The organism is Vibrio sp. YMD68, from assembly GCF_029958905.1.
In the GTDB taxonomy this organism is placed as follows: Bacteria; Pseudomonadota; Gammaproteobacteria; order Enterobacterales; family Vibrionaceae; genus Vibrio.
The window spans coordinates 1,840,432-1,857,260 of the sequence record NZ_CP124614.1; the positions used below are offsets into that span (position 1 = coordinate 1,840,432).

General features: G+C 41.5%; 19 protein-coding genes. 9 read left to right on the forward strand and 10 right to left on the reverse strand.

The window, feature by feature from the left end; genetic code table 11:
- Positions 1–43: 43 nt before the first annotated feature.
- Positions 44–466, reverse strand: coding sequence for a DUF3859 domain-containing protein (locus QF117_RS14430; protein WP_282386379.1), 423 nt, complete (start codon positions 464–466; stop codon positions 44–46).
- Positions 442–837, reverse strand: coding sequence for an AAA family ATPase (locus QF117_RS14435; protein WP_282386380.1), 396 nt, complete (start codon positions 835–837; stop codon positions 442–444). Before QF117_RS14435 ends, QF117_RS14430 begins: the two co-directional genes overlap by 25 nt.
- A gap of 179 nt (positions 838–1,016) precedes the next feature.
- Between QF117_RS14435 and metA the strand changes: the two genes are divergently transcribed.
- Together metA and pilW are read left to right on the forward strand one after the other, a co-directional pair.
- Positions 1,017–1,958 (forward strand): homoserine O-succinyltransferase, encoded by a 942-nt coding sequence (gene metA / locus QF117_RS14440; protein WP_282386381.1) that lies wholly within the window; start codon positions 1,017–1,019, stop codon positions 1,956–1,958.
- Between the two features lie 205 nt (positions 1,959–2,163).
- Entirely contained in the window at positions 2,164–2,925 is a 762-nt protein-coding gene (gene pilW / locus QF117_RS14445) for a type IV pilus biogenesis/stability protein PilW (RefSeq protein WP_282389494.1), read from the forward strand.
- Here pilW and rlmF read toward each other — a convergent pair.
- Positions 2,922–3,989, reverse strand: a complete 1,068-nt coding sequence (gene rlmF / locus QF117_RS14450; protein ID WP_282386383.1) for a 23S rRNA (adenine(1618)-N(6))-methyltransferase RlmF — start codon at positions 3,987–3,989, stop codon at positions 2,922–2,924. The two genes, pilW and rlmF, sit on opposite strands and share 4 nt — an antisense overlap.
- 7 nt (positions 3,990–3,996) lie before the next feature.
- Positions 3,997–4,497, reverse strand: coding sequence for a M48 family metallopeptidase (locus QF117_RS14455; protein WP_282386384.1), 501 nt, complete (start codon positions 4,495–4,497; stop codon positions 3,997–3,999).
- Positions 4,498–4,653: 156 nt separating this feature from the next.
- Between QF117_RS14455 and QF117_RS14460 the strand changes: the two genes are divergently transcribed.
- A complete protein-coding gene (locus QF117_RS14460) occupies positions 4,654–4,881 on the forward strand; it encodes a glutaredoxin family protein (RefSeq protein WP_282386385.1) in 228 nt (75 codons plus the stop codon).
- Between the two features lie 35 nt (positions 4,882–4,916).
- Here the strand turns inward: QF117_RS14460 and QF117_RS14465 are convergent, their stop codons facing one another.
- Positions 4,917–5,786 carry a LysR family transcriptional regulator gene (locus QF117_RS14465; protein ID WP_282386386.1) on the reverse strand — a complete coding sequence of 290 codons (870 nt, stop codon included), beginning with the start codon at positions 5,784–5,786 and terminating at the stop codon, positions 4,917–4,919.
- 111 nt (positions 5,787–5,897) lie between these two features.
- Here QF117_RS14465 and QF117_RS14470 point away from each other — a divergent pair, with 111 nt between their 5' ends.
- Both QF117_RS14470 and QF117_RS14475 read left to right on the forward strand, forming a co-directional pair.
- Positions 5,898–7,112 (forward strand): MFS transporter, encoded by a 1,215-nt coding sequence (locus QF117_RS14470; RefSeq protein WP_282386387.1) that lies wholly within the window; start codon positions 5,898–5,900, stop codon positions 7,110–7,112.
- 193 nt (positions 7,113–7,305) lie between these two features.
- Positions 7,306–7,857, forward strand: coding sequence for a DUF1415 domain-containing protein (locus tag QF117_RS14475; protein ID WP_282386388.1), 552 nt, complete (start codon positions 7,306–7,308; stop codon positions 7,855–7,857).
- Between the two features lie 218 nt (positions 7,858–8,075).
- Here the strand turns inward: QF117_RS14475 and ihfA are convergent, their stop codons facing one another.
- From ihfA to QF117_RS14490, 3 genes are all read right to left on the reverse strand, one after another.
- Positions 8,076–8,372 (reverse strand): integration host factor subunit alpha, encoded by a 297-nt coding sequence (gene ihfA / locus QF117_RS14480; RefSeq protein WP_282386389.1) that lies wholly within the window; start codon positions 8,370–8,372, stop codon positions 8,076–8,078.
- A 561-nt stretch (positions 8,373–8,933) separates the two neighbouring features.
- Positions 8,934–9,860, reverse strand: coding sequence for a hypothetical protein (locus QF117_RS14485; RefSeq protein WP_282386390.1), 927 nt, complete (start codon positions 9,858–9,860; stop codon positions 8,934–8,936).
- Between the two features lie 270 nt (positions 9,861–10,130).
- A complete protein-coding gene (locus QF117_RS14490; RefSeq protein WP_282386392.1) occupies positions 10,131–10,469 on the reverse strand; it encodes a cytosolic protein in 339 nt (112 codons plus the stop codon).
- A gap of 515 nt (positions 10,470–10,984) precedes the next feature.
- Between QF117_RS14490 and QF117_RS14495 the strand changes: the two genes are divergently transcribed.
- Both QF117_RS14495 and QF117_RS14500 read left to right on the forward strand, forming a co-directional pair.
- A complete protein-coding gene (locus QF117_RS14495) occupies positions 10,985–12,493 on the forward strand; it encodes a DUF3360 domain-containing protein (protein WP_282386394.1) in 1,509 nt (502 codons plus the stop codon).
- Between the two features lie 742 nt (positions 12,494–13,235).
- Positions 13,236–13,454 carry a DUF2798 domain-containing protein gene (locus QF117_RS14500; protein ID WP_282386396.1) on the forward strand — a complete coding sequence of 73 codons (219 nt, stop codon included), beginning with the start codon at positions 13,236–13,238 and terminating at the stop codon, positions 13,452–13,454.
- 221 nt (positions 13,455–13,675) lie between these two features.
- Here QF117_RS14500 and QF117_RS14505 read toward each other — a convergent pair whose 3' ends face one another.
- The gene (locus QF117_RS14505) at positions 13,676–14,275 is read right to left on the reverse strand and encodes a Fic family protein (protein ID WP_282386397.1); all 600 of its coding nucleotides are present in this window, start codon (positions 14,273–14,275) and stop codon (positions 13,676–13,678) included.
- The gene (locus QF117_RS14510; protein ID WP_282386398.1) at positions 14,265–14,417 is read right to left on the reverse strand and encodes a hypothetical protein; all 153 of its coding nucleotides are present in this window, start codon (positions 14,415–14,417) and stop codon (positions 14,265–14,267) included. The genes QF117_RS14505 and QF117_RS14510 overlap by 11 nt, the downstream gene beginning before the upstream one ends.
- Before the next feature lie 245 nt (positions 14,418–14,662).
- Between QF117_RS14510 and QF117_RS14515 the strand changes: the two genes are divergently transcribed.
- On the forward strand, positions 14,663–14,830 hold the full coding sequence (locus tag QF117_RS14515; RefSeq protein ID WP_282389495.1) for a DUF2798 domain-containing protein: 168 nt from the start codon (positions 14,663–14,665) through the stop codon (positions 14,828–14,830).
- Between the two features lie 329 nt (positions 14,831–15,159).
- Positions 15,160–16,782, forward strand: a complete 1,623-nt coding sequence (locus tag QF117_RS14520; protein ID WP_282386399.1) for an ATP-dependent helicase — start codon at positions 15,160–15,162, stop codon at positions 16,780–16,782.
- The last annotated feature ends 47 nt before the right edge of the window (positions 16,783–16,829 follow it).

Consider the following 16,829-nt stretch of genomic DNA (forward strand, 5'->3'; position numbering starts at 1 on the left):
ATGACCACTACCTTGAAAAACGCTGGAGACGTCAAGATTTCGGTTAAAAGCCTCGGTGCTTCCAAAATTGCTGCTCATTCTTTCCAACTAAATGGAACGTTTTTTCAGCGACAACACGTCCCTGTAGCTCAATGGTCATTGTCCATTTACCCAACTTATCGTCTATCGGCTCCCACACTGTGTCACCTAAGTAGAAATCAAAGTCGTTACTGTTTATATATTCTTCACCGGTGAATGGTTCTAAAGGCTCGCCTTTTTTACTCAGTATCCCAGGGTGGTCGATGCAATAAGTGAACTTCTCGCCTTTGGCTTTTTTAATGTTGATGATAAGACCAAACTCTACATCAATCTCTGCTGGAACGTTGGTCGTAAACTCTTGAATTTTCGGTAAGTGTTTCGCTCGTGAATCCCATGTTGTGTATATACCGTATGACGATATGTCTATGACTGGCGATCGTTTTGCCATTGCTGCCACCGTTTCTTCATTCTAGTGATTGTTTTTTTGTCAACGTCATGAATATTGGCATAACTGCCCGTGCACTCTATGACGTCCAGTTTTAGGCCAAACTGACGTGCAAGGTGGTAATACGGCAGGATCTCCCAGCGACGCACGAAAGTATTGGACACAACAACACTCTCACCTTTAAAGAGTGCCTGTTCCGTCTGCTTAAAACACCATTCATGGGCATTCTGGATTAAGTCAGCATCATAATGATATTCCCCTTGAGCATTAATAAAAAACATATCGGCTTCAAAATGGGAAGCATTCATCGTCTGTGCAAGTGTCGATTTTCCAGAGCCTGGTAAGCCACGAATTAGGGTGAATGTTTGTGTCATAACGGTTTGCTCATGCTTTGTTCATTACTATAGGATCACTTATAGAAGTCGCCTTAGAAGTGATTATAGAAGTTGCATAGTAACGTAATTTAGATTCATTTTCCTATCGACATCTCATACCGATTACGTTAAGTTTGGATGTATAGACGTCCAAAACAAATAGCTTAGGGAGAAGAGCTGTGCCAATTAAGATCCCCGATCAACTGCCTGCATCCGATGTATTGCGCGAAGAAAACATATTTATCATGCCCGAGTCTCGCGCCTCAACTCAGGAGATTCGTCCGCTCAAGGTGTTGATCTTAAATCTTATGCCCAAAAAAATTGAGACTGAAACTCAATTCTTACGGTTGCTTTCTAACAGCCCACTACAGGTGGATGTAGAATTGCTGCGTATTGATGATCGACCAAGTAAGAATACCCCAACAGAACATCTGGATAACTTTTATCGCCAATTTGAAATGGTGAAAAATCGTAACTTCGATGGCTTGATTATTACCGGCGCTCCTCTTGGTCTTGTGCAGTTTGAAGATGTGATTTATTGGGATCATCTACAAAGCATCATGAACTGGGCCAAAAGTCATGTGACATCGACACTGTACGTATGCTGGGCGGCTCAGGCAGGGTTGAAGCTTCTTTACGACCTGCCAAAACGAACTCGAAAAGAAAAGCTCTCTGGCGTGTACCATCATAAAATTCACCAACCGTTCCACCCTGTTTTACGAGGTTTTGATGATACGTTTTTGGCTCCCCATTCTCGCTATGCGGATTTTTCTCCTGAGTTCCTAGAAGAGCATACGGAGCTGGATATTTTAGCCAGTTCCGATGTCGCTGGCGTTTACCTCGCAGCGACGAAAGACAAACGAAACGTTTTTGTAACAGGCCACCCAGAGTACGACGCGCTCACATTACATCATGAATACATTCGTGATTTAGGCGAAGGCATGGAGCCAGCAATGCCCATTAATTACTACCCAAATAACAACGCGGATAACAAACCGTGTGCCAGTTGGCGTAGTCATGGCCACTTACTGTTCTCTAACTGGCTCAATTACTGCGTTTATCAACAGACCCCTTACGATCTTGATAAGTTCAGTGAAGCCCACTTTACGAAAGATGATTAATAATCAACACCTTATTTACTCTTTAGTTAATAAGACACAAAAGAAACGGTCATTAATATGACCGTTTTTTTATGATTGCTAACTTGCTCGCATTGTTCCTTGCTCGGTATTTCTAACCGTAACATTCCGAATATGATGAATTTGCTAACAAGGAGCCCTTATGAACAAAAAGACACTTTTTGGTGTGTTGTCAAAAATTACCGCGATGCCCTCAAAGACCGCTGCTATCAACATAGCGACGAGCGTAGTTATCGGCACAGTGATGAGCATAACAGGTTGCGTGACAGTCACAGAAGGCAACGAGACACCGACAAAATCATCGTCAATTGACATGGCGGAAACCCGTTTAGCATTAGGGCTTGGGTACCTTGAAAAAGGCAACATGATCAGAGCGAGAGAGAACCTAGAAAAAGCACTCAAGCATGCCCCCAATTACTATCGAACTCAACTTAGCATGGCCCATTATTATGAGGCGGTGGGCGAGCCTAAATCGGCTGAAAATATCTACAAGACGGCTCTTCGTCAACACCCTAAAAATGGCAATGTGCTCAACAACTACGGTACCTTTCTGTGTAAGCAAGGAAACGTCAAGCAAGCGGATGAGTACTTCAATCGCGCCGTCAACCAACCCTATTACTATCTCATTTCAGGCAGCTACGAGAACGCGGCTTTATGTGCCTTAAAAGCGGGCAATACGGTTCAGGCAAAAACGTATTTTGAACGCGCATTGGACCATGATCCAAATCGTGCCCGCTCACTCTTACAATTAGCAAAAATAGAAATAGAACAACAAGAATTCACCGATGCAAGGATAAGGCTAATGCATTTCCATCAACGTTTTGGGCTGCGAGCATCATCGTTAACCTTGTCGGTCGAGCTAGAAAAACAAGCTGGCAATACCGCTTTAGAAACAAAGTACCAGCGCCAACTGAATGATCTGATAGCGAAACAGTCTTCAATGAACTAACTTTTCAGCTTGAGCCACTTTTGTCGCTGTGGTGCCGTTTTAAACGTCCACGCGACAAAACGGCTGATCTTTTGCCCTTGGCTCATTTCTACGACTTTCATTTCCAATGCACCTATCTTTTCTAACGTCTTTTGCATCCACTTAACGTTCTCTTTTTTAGAGATCAGCGTGGTAAACCATAATACCTGATGGCCAAACTGTTTGCTTTCAACGGCCATGTTTTTGATAAACTCAGCTTCGCCACCATCGCACCAAAGTTCTGCTTTTTGGCCACCAAAATTGAGGGTTGGAGCGCTGGCTTTTGACGGTTCTCCTGCTCGTTTTAACGTGTTTTTTAACGTGCCCTTTTTCGCTTTATTAGCATTCAGGTTATTAATTTTTCGCTGACTGCCCTGCTCTGCCTCTTGTAACGACTTATGAAAAGGAGGGTTGCAGGTGGTAATGTCATAGAATTCTCCTGCCTTTATCACCCCTTCAAAAAAGTGCTGACCGTTTTGTTGAAGACGACACTCGATATTGCGCTGTAGCCGTTCGTTATTCGCCACGATCTTATTGGCGTTTTCCACTGACACTTCATCAATGTCACTCGCCACATATTGCCAACCGTAGTCGCACACGCCAATAATTGGATAGATACAATTTGCCCCAACACCAATATCAAGCGCTCTGACCAAAGCGTGCTTGATTGATTGACTCTCAGTCGATAGCAGCTCCGCAGCGCGATGAATATAGTCCGCTCGGCCGGGTATAGGTGGGCAAAGATACCCTTTAGGAATGTCCCACTCTGTCACTTTATAGTGATGCGCTAGTAACGCTTTATTCAACAGTTTGACCGCTAACGGATCTGAAAAATTAATGCTCTTCTCACCACGTGGGTTGTTGATAACGCATGGCTTCAATTGAGGCAGAGCAACCATCAACGCTTCAAAATCATAGCGACCATGGTGCTTATTTTTCTTATGCAGACCGGCTTGGCTGGTCACGGTTTGCACGTTCATTGCTGATGACTGACCCATCGTTTTTAACTGGCCGATCGCTTTATTGTTTTTTCTGGTTGGTTTCATATCGACATTACTTATCTTTAAGGTCTTGATAAATCATAAATAGACGCGCATCCAATTCAAGCTGATGGTAGTCCGCTTCCATATGACAGCACAGCTGATAAAAGGCCTTATCGTGGTTCTTTTCTTTAATGTGGGCAAGTTCATGAACCACTAGCATACGCAGTAACGGTTCTGGTGCCGTTCTAAAAATACTCGCAATCCGAATTTCATTCTTGGACTTTATCTTGCTGCCATGCACTTTGCTGACATAGGTATGAAGACCAAGTGCATTGTTGATAAGGTGTATCTTACTGTCGTAAATGACTTTGCTCAGCGGCGCGGTTTTCTTCATGTAACGATTTTTAATGGCCATCGTATAATCAAAAAGGGCTTTCTCGCTCTTAATCGTATGGTTTTGTGGGTAGCGAGATTCAAACCAAGTGACCAGCTTATTGGCTGAAACCAATTGTTCGACCTGGGAAACAATATGCTCTGGATAGCCCTGAACATAACGAAGTGATGGATGCATAGTTAAGATAACGACCGTGGCTGTTGGCCGCTAAGTTTATCGGATTTGGCTTAACGATTCATTGATTTTGTCAGTGTGACTTTTCTCAGTGCGTAATTTCGGCTAAACTCCGCGCTTGAATTTTCGCCCTTAGTGGTCACCAATTAAGAGTCCGTTATGAAACGTTTAGTCCTGTATGTCGCCGATAAATGCCCTCATTGCAAAGATGCTCAACGTTATCTTGATTCAAAAGGTCTCAAGTATCGTCTCACCAATGCCAAAATGCAAAGAGGCCGAAAAGAGCTACAGGCGATGGGTGCACGCTCGATCCCTGTTCTTAAAATTGGTGATCAGGTGATGGTAGGTTGGGACCAAAAAACGTTTGATAAAATGTACCGCTCGTAATCAAACCCAACTCTTTCTCTAGACATACTGCTTCTTTAGACATACTGCTTAACAAAGTCGATAAATGTTCTATCGGCTTTCGATTGATACCCATCTTTTCGCCACGCCAAAGCCAAATCTATCTTTACAGGCTCTTCAAATGGAATGCCCACCACGCCTTGTTCATTGTCGGTGACGAGTTTCAATAGCGCAGTAATAGCAAATTCTCGTTTTACAATATTCAGTATCATTGGGATCAAGTTGGTTTCAAAAGAGAACTGCGGAGTAAACTGATTTTCGATAGACACACGATCAATAAACTCTCTGTGAAAATAGCCCGGCTTAAACATCACCAATTCATGTTGAAAAAACTCGGAATACGACATTGAACTATTCTGTGCCAAAGGATGGGTTTCAGACACGACGGCAACCATCTCGCCGGTCACTAGGTAATCGGTATCGAGATCTTCCGGAATGTCGTTATTCACAATGACCCCAATATCCAGCTCTCCATCCAATAGCATTTTCCGAATTGACTGCGTTCCTGCATCGACCAGTGTCAGTTTTAAGTTTGGGTAATGAGATTTAAAAGCCATCAAGATGTCAGGAAAAAAGTAAGACCCCATCATACTAGGAGCCCCTAAGCGGACCTCTCCTTTTTCCAATCCGATCAGTTCATCCATAGCGAGCTTGGCATCGTCTAACTGTTGTAAAATACGCTTCGCATGGTCGAGTAATACTTTCCCTTCATGGGTGAGTTCTACTTTTCTGTCTTGCCTCTTAAAGAGCACCACGCCAAGTTGCTGCTCAAATTTTTTTATCGAGATACTTAAGGCGGGTTGAGCAATATGTAACGCCTTCGCTGCCATCGTAAAATGACCAAGCTCTGCAACCTTGACGAAGTGTTTGAGATGACGAGTTTCCATATCATTAACTTTTTATATCGAGTCGATAGTTTTAATATATTTTATTAATCACAAATTCACTGCTAATTTCATCACATTACCCCGAAATTCATTGGCGTTCAGGACAAATAAATGGCTGAGTTTGGCAGTACCCGCTATAAAAAAATCACCTTAAGCTTGGCACTGGGCTCATTCTTGGTGTTCTGCAACCTTTATCTATTTCAGCCAATCCTTCCTTTGCTCGCCAAAGAATTTACGGTATCAGAAACTCAAATTAACGGATTGTTTGCTGCGTCTACCTTTGCGCTTTCTATTTTCCTCGTACCCTGGGCCATCTGCTCCGAATCTTTTGGCCGTAAAAAAGTCATGCTAGGGGGCATTTTTTCTATGCCTTTGATTGGCTTATTGATGCTTCTTAGCGACAGCTTTTGGCTACTGCTCCTGACCCGAGGATTAATGGGGGTGGCGTTGGCCGCGTTTGCTTCCGTGGCCGTTGCCTACATGGTTGAAGAGCTAAGCCCTAAGGCATTTGGCCAGGCGATTGGGGGATACATTGCCGCCAATTCTCTCGGTGGCATTAGTGGCCGCATACTCGGCGGCACGCTTACCGAAATGTTCAGCTGGCAAACTGCCGTTGCAACCATGGCCATCTTCACGTTCATAGGCGCTGTGATTGTTGGGCTGCTACTACCAAACCAGGACAACTTTACTCCCCAGCGTGGTCTTTTTTTCCACCATAATCGAGCGTTGGTGAAACACATCAAAAACAAGACGTTGTGGTTTGCCATGCTCATTGGTGGCATCAATTTCGCGCTTTTTGTTAATCTGTATTCCGTCATGGGCTTTCGCTTAGTCAGTGCCCCACATTATCTGCCGATTGGCGCTGCCTCTTTGATTTTTCTGTGTTACTTAGCAGGAACTCTTAGCTCGAAATTAACTGGGAAATGGGCTCAACATAAACAGCCTATTTCAGGGATGGTAACCGGAAGCATCATCAGCATGCTGGGTATGTGGGCGGCACTGGTTGATCACTTACCCATGATGGTCATTGGGTTATTACTGGTGAGCTTTGGTGCATTTTTTACGCATACCTTAGCGTATTCATGGATTAGCCAAAGGGCCGAACACGCGAAAGCAACGGCAACCGCACTGTATCTTGTTCACTACTATATAGGTGGAAGCTTAGGTGGGTTCTTTCTTATCTATTGCTGGCAACACGGTGGATGGTTGAGTGTCACCATGGGTGGCATGGTTCTCTATCTTGGTTTGTTTGCTCTTTGCTATGCTCTCTATCGACAAACGGTATCGTCTCGGACGTTGGCCGAACCTCACCCAACACACCGATAAACGATACTTAATCTGTCAGTTGGACAGCCGTTAAATAAGTAATGGAAGAAGTGTTTTAAGCAGCGATGTTAAGCAGTAAAACAAGCACCATTTTTACTCATTCAAAGCGTCATTTCTGGTATTCTATTCGTTCTAATATCTGGAGACGCACGGTGCTGACTCCCGCAGAAACGGTTTAAGTAAAGATACCCCTATGGACAACTATCAACTCGCAGAAAAACAGACTCAGCAATGGTTAGAAGACGTCATCGTTGGTCTTAACCTGTGTCCTTTCGCACACAAGCCGAATAAGAATAAACAGATTAAAATCGCAGTCACCGACGCCACGACGGAAGAAGCACTGCTTGAACGTATTTTGGAAGAATTTCAGATTCTCGACAGTAAAGATGCCAAAGAGCTAGAAACAACTTTGGTTGTGATTCCCGATATGCTTCAGGATTTCATGGATTACAACTTTTTTCTCGACTGGGTTGATGGGCTGATCAAACAGCAAGACTATGAAGGAATTTACCAAGTCGCGACATTTCATCCGGATTATTACTTTCACGGGACCCAACCCGATGATACCGAGAATCTGACTAATCGCTCTCCTTACCCAACCATTCATTTAATCCGTGAAGAGTCGATGGAAAAGGTGCTCAAACACTATCCCGATCCTGAAGCCATACCCGATAACAATATTGCTCGTGTTGAGTCTTTATCGCAGGAAGAAAAACAGCAACTGTTTCCGTACCTTTTTCGCTAATCGATTCAAAAAATCACAATGCGTAAACGTTCACGCTTAAATGATGCTATAAGCGAAAAGGAAAGGAAGAGAAGCAGAGAGAAAAAGCGAAAAGAATTGAAAATTCAATGAGTATGAGTGCTTTCAACTTCATCGATTGATAAAGCCTAAAGGATGTTCATTTATTGCCTTAAGCCAGATATAAAAAGACCACGCTAGGCGTGGTCTCAATCGATCAGCTATTTGTCAACTTTGATATTCTCTACGCGGGCTTTTAGTTTTTGTCCCGGACGGAATGTGACAACACGTCGAGCAGAAATAGGAATGTCTTCGCCAGTTTTAGGATTTCGACCTGGGCGTTCGCTTTTCTCTCGAAGGTCAAAGTTACCAAAACCAGACAGCTTTACCTGCTCGCCACTTTCGAGTGCTTTTCGAATTTCTTCGAAAAATACTTCAACCGTTTCCTTGGCATCCCGTTTACTGTATCCAAGTTTTTCAAACAGGTTCTCAGCCAGATCGGCCTTTGTGAGCGCCATAAAACTCCCCTTAAAGCTATGTTTAACATTACTGCCAGATGGCAGCGCCAAAGCATTTTGCCTAGCCAATCAACAACATATCGGCTTTACCTTGGAAAGTGTATGCCAAGCTTCTGATTTTCGCCAACTTTTTTCTAAGTGTATGGAACTATCAATAAATATAAATTGAATCAATAAACACATCATTCAAGATATAAAACCAAAAATACAAAATTAAAAAAGAATTTATAGGATTAATAACCGAAAAGTAGACTAATTACATTATTAATGACCATAAGGCTTGGGTGGATTTTTTTTGAAGTTTGTTCAGAAAATTCTCAAATTAAGGACAAAACCACCCAAACACTTGGCCGCTTATTTCATTACTAACCCATTAATAATCAACAGGTTTCAGATATAAAATACGCCCAATCTAAACGGACTCTCTTACTTTGTTCTATACCTTAACCTACCGATCAACGACGAGCTATTATTAATCGCAACCGCTAGCAACTACGCTGGCAACTAACAGTAAGAACACAAACACAAAAGGAACAAGAACAGAAAAACAGCAAAAACAGATCAAGTAGAGAGCCATTCATCCAGCACCGCGATAAACTTAGGATTAATCAGATACCCAATTGATCCGTGTGGGTTGCTTTGCCTATTACGAACATTGAGGTTATAAATTGGGTAGATGTCTTTCATTCCACCGGGCACCAAACCCAGTTTCAGCATTTCTTCAAAGTCGTTTTTGATCTTGCTGTCGTGAGAGATAAAATCGTCTTCTGCGGAGATGTTTATCCATCGATGAATATTTAAAGGGTACTTCCTAAAGCCTTTTAATCGACTCCCCTTTAAGCGATCTTTTACACTCTCATCCCCTAACGGCGAACCCAGTGTTACCAGTAAATCGACCTTCTTCTTCGCGCCGTAAACCCCTCGGTATTCACTGTAATGCGACAGCTTCCATAACACGTCATAACTGATCATAGTGCCAAGGCTATGCGACACGATCATCACATCATCTTGATTATCCAGCGCCTCCCTTAATTCGACCATTAATCGATACCTGACATCACTACCAAAATAAGAATCTTCATACCAGTAATGAGCCATATCTGGCGCAACCAGAGTGATGATTGGTTCGGCGGCTTTCAATCGATTGAGTACGGAAGAAAACATATCTGCAAGCGCCTCCTGGAGGAAGCCTGCCTTAGAAACGTCATGATACGTTTTCTTGTTGAACTGTTTGGTCTTATAGCTTTTGAGCTTGATGAGTGCTTGCTGTCGACTGAGCGGATCCTCGGTGGGTTTGAATAACAAGGTGTTCGATAGGTCGCCAAAATAGACAAAGCGCTTCTCTACATTTTTAAACGCTTGAAGCGAACCTGAACCGTTGCAATCTCGCTGTAATCCATGTTCAATTGCGTCGTACCACAATGCCTGAAGAGATTCTTTGTCAGGCTTCTGATCCCGACCGTGGATGAATATTAATTTCTTAGCCATGACTGAGCATCCTTGCGCGTTATCGACGTTAATCGCCTAGATGGTATTGTCCTTAAAACTGGAAAATAATTAACAGGTTAAGCATACTCCCCTGCTTAGATGCGATCTATCTGGCGTAACCCAATACCCGTTAAACAACCACTTGTCCGTTTTTCTCGCGTAAATCTCCTAAAGCCTCAACACGGCCAATCACTTTCTCTCACATACAAAAAGCCCCGCAAACGCGAGGCCTTGTTCATGCTTACACCAATTTCAACTGACTGAATCTTTTCAGTCCATGCGAGTAATAAAGGTTTGCTCGTCATCCACAAAAGCCACATAGTCGCCGTGATAGATAAACACCCGACCACGCCCTTCAACGATACACGCAAGCTGTGGGTTCAAATCATCTTCAAGATCTTTACTTTGATACGTGCCGGTATCAGTGATCACACCGCGGAATGTAGGCAAAAATCCATAGCTGCGCTTGGCTTGATCAATCAGGCTCAATTCACTGGCGGTAGAGAAGTAAGATGGGATTGGACCAGCATCTTCGATAAACATCGTTTTCAGTTCTTCAAAAGCGGTGATCACCAGCCAGTCGATGCCATTAACATGATGGATAAACATTGTTTATAAATACCTAGATTCTCGATAATTCAGATGCGGAGATTCTATCACTATCAGGGGCTAAACGTAGTAGAGATTTGGTTGCTAAAGACAAGACCTTCCCCTGTTTATCGCCCTAATATATTCAGCATAAAACTAGTACAGATGTTCACCATCAAATCCCCCTAAGAACACTAGAAATCGTTCATCGATGGATTTTCTCTGGGTCTTTGGAGTCGAGCCGTTTCTTGCTAAACCTTGCTTTTTAACTCCTGAATTTAAGGGCCTACCAACAAATAGACACACACTGCCTACGGTTTCTCTTACTAGCAGCCTTACTCTACGACTAATGTCTAACTACCTGAGACTGTTTGTTTTTTTTGGTTTGGTATAAGGTACTAGCAACTGAATTTTGAGGATTATTTTTAGTAATAAGTTGATTCGTTCTTCTTATTTAATAGTGAATTTTAAGAGTTTCATAGAAAAGAACGTTTGTTGGAATAGCACACCTTAGAGTGTGAACGAAAGGAATCAACATGAGCAGTACTTTAGAGTCCGTACATATACAAACAGATAAGCCTCAACCCAATGAGGATGAACTCACTTATGAACAACAACACAAACCAAGATCGGAATTTGATTCCCGCGACCAATATTTAGAACATGAATTACAAATCATGGCGCCTAAACGCTGGCGTCCCAATTTACCGTTTAAAGATTATCGATTTGAAATAGAAGATACCATTCCAGCTATGGCGGCGACCATTGGGAAGATTGTTATGGTGGGAGCCATTGCAACAACCTTTGCCGGTGCTCTAGGGCTAAACGAAGGCTTTATTTTAGAAAATGTTCGTTATGAATTACTCATCGCCTCTGTTTTCATCATTCTTTTCTCTGGTTTTTTATTGCCGACCGCTAACCTCGCAGGTACACACGGCCCACTCATTCCTTTAATTCCGATTGTCGTTGCAGCAGGCGGGCACCCTATGGCCTTTGGGTTGCTGATTGGTGCTTTTGGCTTAATTTTAGCCATCAGTAAAGGTGGTAGCATGTTGGCAAGCCTAACCAGTAAAGGCGTGTGTGGCGGTTTGCTGCTCTACCTTGGCTTTGTTGGAACCGCTTCTCAAGTTAAGAAGCTGTTCGCTTGGGCTGACGGGATCGGTATGAGCCATATTGCTTTTGTCGTGATCTTTTGCACCATTATTCTGTATGCGTTATTGGAACATTTCCGTAAACGTTGGCTAGCGGTACCTCTTAGTTGCTTGCTGGGTGGTACGTTAGCATTTGCCATGGGTGCCCCGTTTTCTTTCCAAACCGAGCCAGGTTTACCCAACATGAACCCAATGTATTGGTGGGGAGAAGATACAGGCTGGATGCTAGGCCTACCTACGATTGAACATTTCATGGTGGTGTTGCCATTTGCTATTTTAGCTGTGGCGATGTGGTCGCCAGATTTCTTAGGGCATCAAGTCTTTCAAAAAATCAGCTATCCAGAACGTACCGAAAAAGTACACATGAACATTGACGACACCATGACCACAGCGTCAATTCGTCAAACATTCGGTTCTCTGCTCGGTGGTACTAACTTTACGTCTTCATGGGGTACTTACATCATACCTGCGGCAATTGCTAAACGCCCTATTCCTGCAGGCGCTTTGCTAACGGCTCTATTCTGTATCATCGCCGCGGTTTGGGGTTACCCAATGGATTTAGCTATCTGGCAACCTGTACTGTGTGTTGCGCTCATTGTTGGGGTATTTGTTCCATTACTAGAAGCTGGAATGGAAATGACACGTGAAGGGAAAACCACCCAATCAGCAGCGATTGTTGTATTTTCTTCAGCGCTCGTTAACCCCGCATTTGGTTGGGCTCTCACCATGCTGTTAGATAACTTAGGCTTAGTTGGTTGTAAAGAACGCAGCAGTGAACTGAGTAAAATGAGCCGTTGGGTGTTGCCTGGCGCTATGTTTATTGTGCTAAGTGGTGTAATGGCGTTGGTTGGTCTCCTACCGGGCATACCGGCGATTATCCCGAGTTTTCGTTAACCTCTAGGTTAGAGTTATGGAGTGGTTGCTTCTTTCTGTTGTTAACTTTCAAACTGGATTCGTTATCTGCACGAAAAATTGAAGCCATCGTTGATCGTCTTTTTTTGGCAAAAAAAAAGCCACTTAATGTAAAAAGTGGCTTTTCTATTTTTCTACAATGTACATATTTTTTTCTTTTACAGTGTTACTGTTTGCGTTGAAACTTGTTCATTTTTCCACTGACGATGTTCCATCAGTCCTTAAAGCGTAGTCTAATTGCTAGTCTTGTCAATAAATACGTAGGCTCAGATTGACCAATATTGTCTAATATCATTTTCTCCAGCCAGACTGCAGTCTGGGCAGCCCAACTCCGTTAAGTCAGTGTCCAAAACTATTGGTGCGGATCAATTTTTGTTTAGGGAGAAGATGAACAATTCACTATTCTACATTTACTGGCTGGAAGCAAAAGGCAAGAGCTGACCCTTCCATTCTGAATTCAAATAATCACCTCACCTTTGTATTACAAAAATAATGATTGGCAAATGGCAAAACCTTACCCATATACGCACTAAAAACTTGACTCACATCACACTAATGGCTAATGTATGCGCTGTCGAAAAGATTTTAGACTGGTCCGGTTATTCCAGTCCTCGTTTATCCCGAGATTTAGTTGCTTCCAGCAAACCCGCGGCACTAACCTTTTATTAGGATGGTGCTCGTCTATACGTTTCGTGCACCATCCATTGACAACTTGGGTGAAACAATGCAAAAGAAACAAACTCTAATCATCGCACAAATCTTTATCTCTTTTATGATGGCATTCCTTATGACTGGCATTTTTAGCTTCATCGAGCTAGGAATGACAAAGGTATGGCTATACACATGGATGACTCATTTCATTACCGCTTGGCCTATTGCTTTTGTTTTGTCCATTTTTGTTGGTAGCTTAGGCTTTAAGTTTGCTAACAAAGTAACCTCTTAAAATACACCTGCTGCCTGCAAAAAGCGATCGGGTCAAAACGGTGGCTATCAGACCTTGCCTTTTGCCTTTTTGATGAGAGTGGCCTAGTTATTAGCTAGGCCATTTTTGTTTAGGGAAGAAGATGAACAGGTCACTATTCTAAATTTACTGACTGAAAGCAAAAGGCAAGACCTGACCCTGACATTTTTGTTCCTACCAAGGTTTTGCAATCGCACAAAAATTCAGCCTTGTTTCTCACTAGATAGAGCTAAACAAAATATTGTAGTTAACGGCTCCAAATTGAGCGATACCCCTGCAATATTTGCATCAATCCATTCTTGTTGAGTGATTTTAGGCCACTCTATGGTGTAGCCAAGGATAAATACGAGTTCTTCAAAGAAGAAACGTAAAGTTCGGCCATTGCCTTCCCTAAAAGGATGTAACAAATTTAATTCGCAAAATAGATTGGCTAACTCTTGGGTCAGATCGGGCAAAGCCAAATTATCTAACGAGGGGATAATACCAAATAATTTTGAAGCTTCAGGTTCAATCCTAGAAACGGTACAGAATCGAGTGTAGCCTTTAGATATATCGACTTCTCGAACTTGACCTGCCCATTCAAAAATATCTTGGAATAGATGATGATGTAGACATTTGAGGTGATTGAAGTCTAAATGCTTGAGTTCAGCAACGTTACTTTGGTATGAAAGGTACCTATGACTCGTAAATTCAACTTCGGCTTTTTCAAGTTCATCTGAGTCAAGTATATTCAATCTGTTAATTAAAACTTCAGAATTTGAATAACAGTATTTGTCCTGCTCAGCACCATATTTATCTCGCATACTTGCGTTTTAAATCTTCAATAGTTTGAACGTTTGCTTTCTTATTTATCGTCATGCCTTCATAACCCAAACTGGTTTTGAAGTTCTTTAAGCTTGGGGTAAATGTAGCTTTTTGGCGCTTTGAATTTGAGACATTGCCCATATCAATGTTCCTTTTGTTGGTTGCGTTAATTGTACATGACTAATCAGCTAATGTCATGATGTGGCTATTAACGATGGGGTCATAACGATGGGGTCAGGTCTTGCGTTTTGCGTTTTGCCTTTTTGATACAGACGGTCTAGTTATTAACTAGGTCATTTTTGTTTAGGGAAGAAGGTGAACAGGTCACTATTATAAATTTACTGGCTGGAAGCAAAAGGCAAGACCTGACCCTGCCATTTTCCTTGATGGCATTCCTTATGACTGGCATTTTTAGCTTCATCGAGCTAGGAATGACAAAGGTATGGCTATACACATGGATGACTCATTTCATTACCGCATGGCCTATTGCTTTTGTTTTGTCCATTTTTGTTGGTAGCTTGGGCTTTAAGTTTGCTAACAAAGTAACCTCTTAAACGACACCTGCTGCCTGCAAAAAGCGATCGGGTCAAAACGATGGCTATCAGACCTTGCCCTTTGCCTTTTGCCTTTTGCCTTTTTGATGAGAGTGGCCTAGTTATTAGCTAGGCCATTTTTGTTTAGGGAAGAAGATGAACAGGTCACTATTCTAAATTTACTGACTGAAAGCAAAAGGCAAGACCTGACCCTGTCATTGATACAATCAAAAAAGGCTCTTAGGATGAGTGAGTTTTTGAGAAAAGATAATATCGACTTCGATAGCCTGAGAGCGAAAAATATTGTAAAACCTCTCTTGCTTGCTGAAAAACTGGCGACGGAATAACATATGCTCACTTTCACCGATGAACAAAATGCCGCTATCGTTTTTGATGGTAGCATGGTGCTAACCGCTTGTCCTGGTAGCGGAAAAACTACAGTTATGGTTGAAAAAATAAGAAAGGAGCTAAATCAATTAGCAGACTACAAGGGTATTATTGGTATCACCTTTACTGTTAAAGCAAGTTCAGAGCTAAAGAAGAAATGCAAATCAGATGGCTTTAACACAAAGTCTAGTTTTTTTGGGACAATTGATAGTTTCTGCCTAGTCGAAATAGTTTATCCATTCTTATATAGTATTCATAATAATATACCTAAAAACTTAGATACGATGTCTTATTTTGATCTAAGTGATGATGATAAACTAGGTTTACCAGATCTAAGTATTGCTGGTAACTTAATTACCATCGACAACTTTAAAGGATATTCCGAGGCTATTTACAACCTAATATCTAAAGGTATTTTGTTATTAGAAGCTAATGGTATTATCGCACTCAAAGTTCTTGAATCGTCAAAGTCATGCAGAAGATATATTAAATCTAGATATACAGCCGTATATGTAGATGAATATCAAGATTCCTCTGAGTCACAACATGCATTGTTTCTCTATTTACACTCCCTAGATTTGAAGTGTATCTCTGTCGGCGATATACAGCAGTCTATCTATGCATTTAGAGGAAGTAATCCGAAGTATCTAAATGACCTGATAAATAATGAAAAATTCAAAGCTCTTTCGATTACGATCAATCATAGATGCCATCCTTCTATAATTAATTATGCTAGTAGACTTTATAATGAGAAATGCCATCTATTAGATACAGATGATAATAGGGTAATTTATTGGAACTTGGATGGCACCCCAGCACAGTGTGCGATTACAGTTAATAACTCTATAGAAAAATTGATTGAAAATGACAAAAGTTTGGTTCTCAAGGATATTGCAGTTCTAGTCAGAAATAACTCATCTTTAGATGTAATAAAGAATAACTTCAACTTGCCTTTGCGTATCTACGAGGATGTTAATCTAGAAAAAATTAACTCAACACCTGCGATAATTGCCAACTCATTACTTAGGTTCTACTTTGATCATTCTTCTCTGATTACTGATGTTATGAATACAATACTGAAGAATATTAATGAAAATGACATCAATTTTTCCCTAATTTCAAATAAAATAAGAGACTGTCGAAAAGAGGTTCCTAATAATATTATCCAATATATAAACAGCTTATTTCATCTTCTAAGAATACAGCCATTAAGTAATATTGAAGAAAGGGAAGTATCAAAAATTCTAACTGATGATTACTTGATGAAACAGTACAAACCTATTGATGATAATGAAGTTCAAGTTATGACTCTTCATAAAGCTAAAGGCTTAGAGTTTAAAGTTGTCTACCACTTGGACTTATACGACTGGGTTATGCCAAAAAGAGTTTTCATTAAAGGTAATTATGATGTTATCTATGAAAACTATGAACAGTGCTTAAATTTACATTATGTCGGTATAACTAGAGCTATAGAGTGGTGTGTTTTAGTCACAAGTAACTTACGATTTGGGTATCAGGGCAAAGTTGTTAATGGGCAACCCTCTCAGTTTATCTCGTTACCAACATTAGCAAATCTAAGAAGATAGCTTATTTACTTCGATAAATAATCTTCACGAGTAGTTGTGTTGAGCAT